The sequence below is a fragment of the Roseomonas sp. TAS13 genome (genome assembly GCF_001950415.1).
Taxonomy (GTDB): domain Bacteria; phylum Pseudomonadota; class Alphaproteobacteria; order Acetobacterales; family Acetobacteraceae; genus Roseomonas; species Roseomonas mucosa.
In genome coordinates, this window is record NZ_BDLP01000415.1 from 1 (window position 1) to 3,497 (window position 3,497).

Consider the following 3,497-nt stretch of genomic DNA (forward strand, 5'->3'; position numbering starts at 1 on the left):
TCGCCTTACGGTGGAGCTGTGCGTAGATGTGATCAAGAGACAGCCTGCACGGTGGGCTTCGCGGCCCGCACGGGCGCCGCGGCGGTGGCCGGGGGCTGGTGGATGCCTTCGGGCAGTCGGGCGATGGCCTCGGCCAGGGCGGCGTCGAGGTCGCGGCCGTCGCGGGCGCAGTCGTAGGCAAGGCCGAACGGCCCGCTGGTCCACCCGTGGCGGCCCAGCACCATCTCCGGGTGCGTCGCGAACCAGGCGTTGGCGTGGATGGCGGCCTCGCCGTCGGTGGCCGGGACCACCTCGGCGAGATGCACCCACTCCACCCCGTTCGGGGCGGCGCCGCGCTCGCGACGCTGCAGGAACAGGATGTCCACCACCACGTCCGTGCCGGCCGCCGCCGCGAAAGAACCCGCCGGCAGACGGATGGCGCCCACCAGGTCGGCCATGCCGGCGATGTGCTCGCGTGCCTTCGGGTCCACCTTGTCCAGGGTGCCGTGGCTGGTGACGAAGGCGGCCAGCCCACCCGGCCGCAGGCGCTCCACGGCGCGGGCGATGAAGTAGTCGTGCAGCTTGAGGCCGAGCCGGCCAGCCGGGTCCTCGGCGCGCACGGTGCGGTCCGAGAAGGGCGGGTTGCCGATGGCGAGGTCGTAATTCTCGACCAGCTTCGCGCGGCAGAAATCCTCGTTGCGGATCCAGGCCTTCGGATACAGCAACGCCGCGATGCGGGCGGTCACCGGGTCCATCTCGATGCCGGTGACGGCCGAGCAGTCCTCGATCCCATCCGGGCGCAGGGCCAGGAACTGGCCGGTGCCGCAGCCCGGCTCCAGGATGGCACCGCGCCGGAAGCCCATGCGGCCCAGGCCGGCCCAGACTGCCCGCACGATGTATTCCGGGGTGAAGTGGGCATATTGCGTGCAGCGGCTGAGAGAGGCGTGCTCGCTGGCCGACACTGCCTGCTCCAGCCCATCCCCCTGCTCGGCCCAGCCGTCGCGCCAGTCCTCGCCAGGGCGGCGGAACAGGGTGTTGGCGAGATCGCCTGCCCCGTAGCCGACGAAGCGCGCCAGGATCGCCTGCTCCTCGGCCGTGGCCGGCCGGGTCTCGCCCTCGATCCGCTGCATCAGCCGGATGGCGGCCAGGTTGTCGGCCGCGCGGGCCTTCCAGCCGGCGGCGAGGCCGCGTTCGGTGGTGAGTCGGAAGTCCCGGGCCACCACGCGCGGGATGGCGGGCGCGAGCGGCGCCGACGCGCTCTCCTCCTCGTCGTCCTCGCCTCCCGCGGCAGGCAGGAGGCCGCCGCCGCCGTCGCCGAACAGCGAGAAGGGCGAGGAGAGCGCGGTGGTATCGAACAGGCTGAGCTGGGAGGACGGGGCGGCCTTGGCCATGGGATCGGCTCCGTGCGCGCACGCGCGAGCGCCCGGTGGCCCGAAGGGGCGACCGGGTTGGCGCGGCGGCGTTCTGCGTGGTGGGGGTTCGTAGGGTCCGCGGTCCGGGCGCTCAGGCGCCCGTCAGCGGCTCAGGTGCCGAAGGCGGGGCTGGTCCGCTTGATCGGCTGCGCGGCGAACACCGCCGGCGGCAGCCCACGGTACTCGGTGGGGCAATTCGGGGATGGCTTGCGGCTCTCGGCGTAGCCTGCCGCGACCAGATCCCGCATCACCTGGCCGGGAACGTCGAAGAAGCCGGTGTTGGCCCAGTGGCGCTGGGACCAGGCACCGCCGAGGCGCACCAGCGCCCGGCTGCGCTCGTCCAGCCCCTCCAGCCAGACCCTGTATCGCTGCCTCATGCCCTGCTCTCCTCGTATCCTGTCTCTCAAGACACTTCCGAGCCGGCCGCCCGGTCCGGGGCGGGGCAAGGGCGCCGCGCAGCGGCGGGAGGCGGTAGCCGACGCACCCTTGCCGCGCCCCGGAGCGCGGTGGCAGCGCCCATCTCCTCGTCCTGCCCCGTCTCCCCTCCTTTCCTCATTCCCTCATGTGTTCATGAGGACAGGCGCCCATGAGCACAGGAGGGTATGGTTCAGCCGAACAGGTCCGGTTGGACGGAGCGGCACCCCTCCCGCATGGCCGCGAGCATCCGGCGGTAGGCCTCGGTCGCCTCGGACAGTCGCCGCCGCCGAAGGCCGGGCTTGCTGTCGTTGCCGTCCCAGACCGCCCGCCAGCCGATCGTGCCGTGGCGTGGCTCCCCGATCAGCACGAAGCGCGCCCGGCCCTTCACGGGCATCTCCACCTGGATGTGGCCGCGCTGATGCGACGGGTCACCCAATCGGGTGATTTGTGCCTTGAGGCCCCGCCCGAGCAGCGCGGCGAGCATGTTCGGGACCGAGAACGGGTCGGTCCGCACCTCGGGGGGACGGCATTGTGCAGGCCTTCGATCACGCGGCCGTCGCGCAGCGTCAGCCGCAGGCGACAGCGGTCCTCGCAGCTGTCGAGGGGATGCGGCCCCGGTCCCGGCACCGGGTCCGGTGCATCCTCCCTGGGGATCACGTCACCGCCGGGGCCGGGACCGTCATGGCCACGGTCAGGAGGCGCGAGGGCAGGCGGCACAGGAAAGCATGCCCGACCGGCCGGAAGATCGGGCCTCGCCGTCCGGCGGGCGTCGGCACCACCTCGAACTCGGTGGCGACCACGGCGCCCTTGCAGAAACTCAGGGGCTCGGTCAGCCGCACCCGCTGACCCGGGAGCAGATGCTTCCTGCTGGCGGCGACCCCGCGCCGCTCCAGCCGGGCTGAGTCCACCCGCGCGCGCCAGTCGGCCGCGTAGCCGGGCGATGGCAGCTCCTCGACCGGGGAAAGGAGCGCCATGATGCGGGGTGGGCAGGCCACCTCGCAGGGGCCAGCGGTCTCGTCCATGTCCTTGCGGCCGAAGCCGTCCCGGGCGTTGTTGAACACCAGGATCACGGCGGCGAAGACATAGGGACGGCCGGCACGCGGACCGGCCTTCTCCGTCCGGCGTACCGCCATGTAGACCGCGCGGCCGACCTGCGATGCGGCCAGGACCTCGGTGCGGCCGTGCTCGTCGTCGGTCGTGTAGTCGCGTGTCAGGTGCTCTGCCGGCGTCTCGCGGACGAGCGGGCGATCGGAAACGAGCCAGCCCATGGGGCCTCCTTTGTGTTCGGTCGGGGTGGTGGCATCGCGCGGAGCCGGGTGCGGCCGCCCGTGCAGGGTTCAGGTCGGGCCGGCGGCCTCGCCGAAGGCGCCGGCCGGATGCGTCCAGCCTGCGGGCGGGCCGAGGATCGGCAGGTCCCAGAGCGTGCTCAGGGCGAGGGAGACGAGATCGGGTCGCGCGAGGGCGGCGGGATAGGGGCGGCCGAGATCGGCCAGCGCGCGAACGGAGCGGGCGCGCTGGATGGTGCGGCCGAAGCGCTCCTCGTAGGCCGCGATGCGCTCGAACAGGACCGGCGCGATCAGGCGGATCGTCGCCCACTGCGAGGCCGACCCGAAGATGCAGGACATGCAGGACAGCCGCGACCAGCCTGTCTCTTGATCACATCTACGCACAGCTCCACCGTAAGGCGAA

At 72.6% G+C, this 3,497-nt stretch carries 4 protein-coding genes and 1 pseudogene; all 5 read right to left on the minus strand.

Going from position 1 to position 3,497, the window contains the following annotated elements:
* Positions 1 to 32: 32 nt before the first annotated feature.
* Entirely contained in the window at positions 33 to 1,370 is a 1,338-nt protein-coding gene (locus ROTAS13_RS21230; protein ID WP_075823326.1) for an N-6 DNA methylase, read from the minus strand.
* Between the two features lie 131 nt (positions 1,371 to 1,501).
* Entirely contained in the window at positions 1,502 to 1,768 is a 267-nt protein-coding gene (locus ROTAS13_RS21235; protein ID WP_027297313.1) for a hypothetical protein, read from the minus strand.
* A gap of 230 nt (positions 1,769 to 1,998) precedes the next feature.
* Positions 1,999 to 2,322, minus strand: a complete 324-nt coding sequence (locus ROTAS13_RS21240) for a hypothetical protein (protein ID WP_115359416.1) — start codon at positions 2,320 to 2,322, stop codon at positions 1,999 to 2,001.
* A gap of 139 nt (positions 2,323 to 2,461) precedes the next feature.
* Positions 2,462 to 3,076 (minus strand): DUF6927 domain-containing protein, encoded by a 615-nt coding sequence (locus ROTAS13_RS21245; RefSeq protein WP_051544301.1) that lies wholly within the window; start codon positions 3,074 to 3,076, stop codon positions 2,462 to 2,464.
* Positions 3,077 to 3,145: 69 nt separating this feature from the next.
* Positions 3,146 to 3,497, minus strand: a pseudogene (locus tag ROTAS13_RS21250) (phosphoadenosine phosphosulfate reductase); the annotation flags it as partial.

What these genes read in the sequence shown, in the direction of transcription:
- ROTAS13_RS21245 (WP_051544301.1), bottom strand. Translation starts at nt 3,076, where the DNA reads ATGGGCTGGCTCGTTTCCGATCGCCCGCTCGTCCGCGAGACGCCGGCA.
- ROTAS13_RS21235 (WP_027297313.1), bottom strand. Translation starts at nt 1,768, where the DNA reads ATGAGGCAGCGATACAGGGTCTGGCTGGAGGGGCTGGACGAGCGCAGC.
- ROTAS13_RS21230 (WP_075823326.1), bottom strand. Translation starts at nt 1,370, where the DNA reads ATGGCCAAGGCCGCCCCGTCCTCCCAGCTCAGCCTGTTCGATACCACC.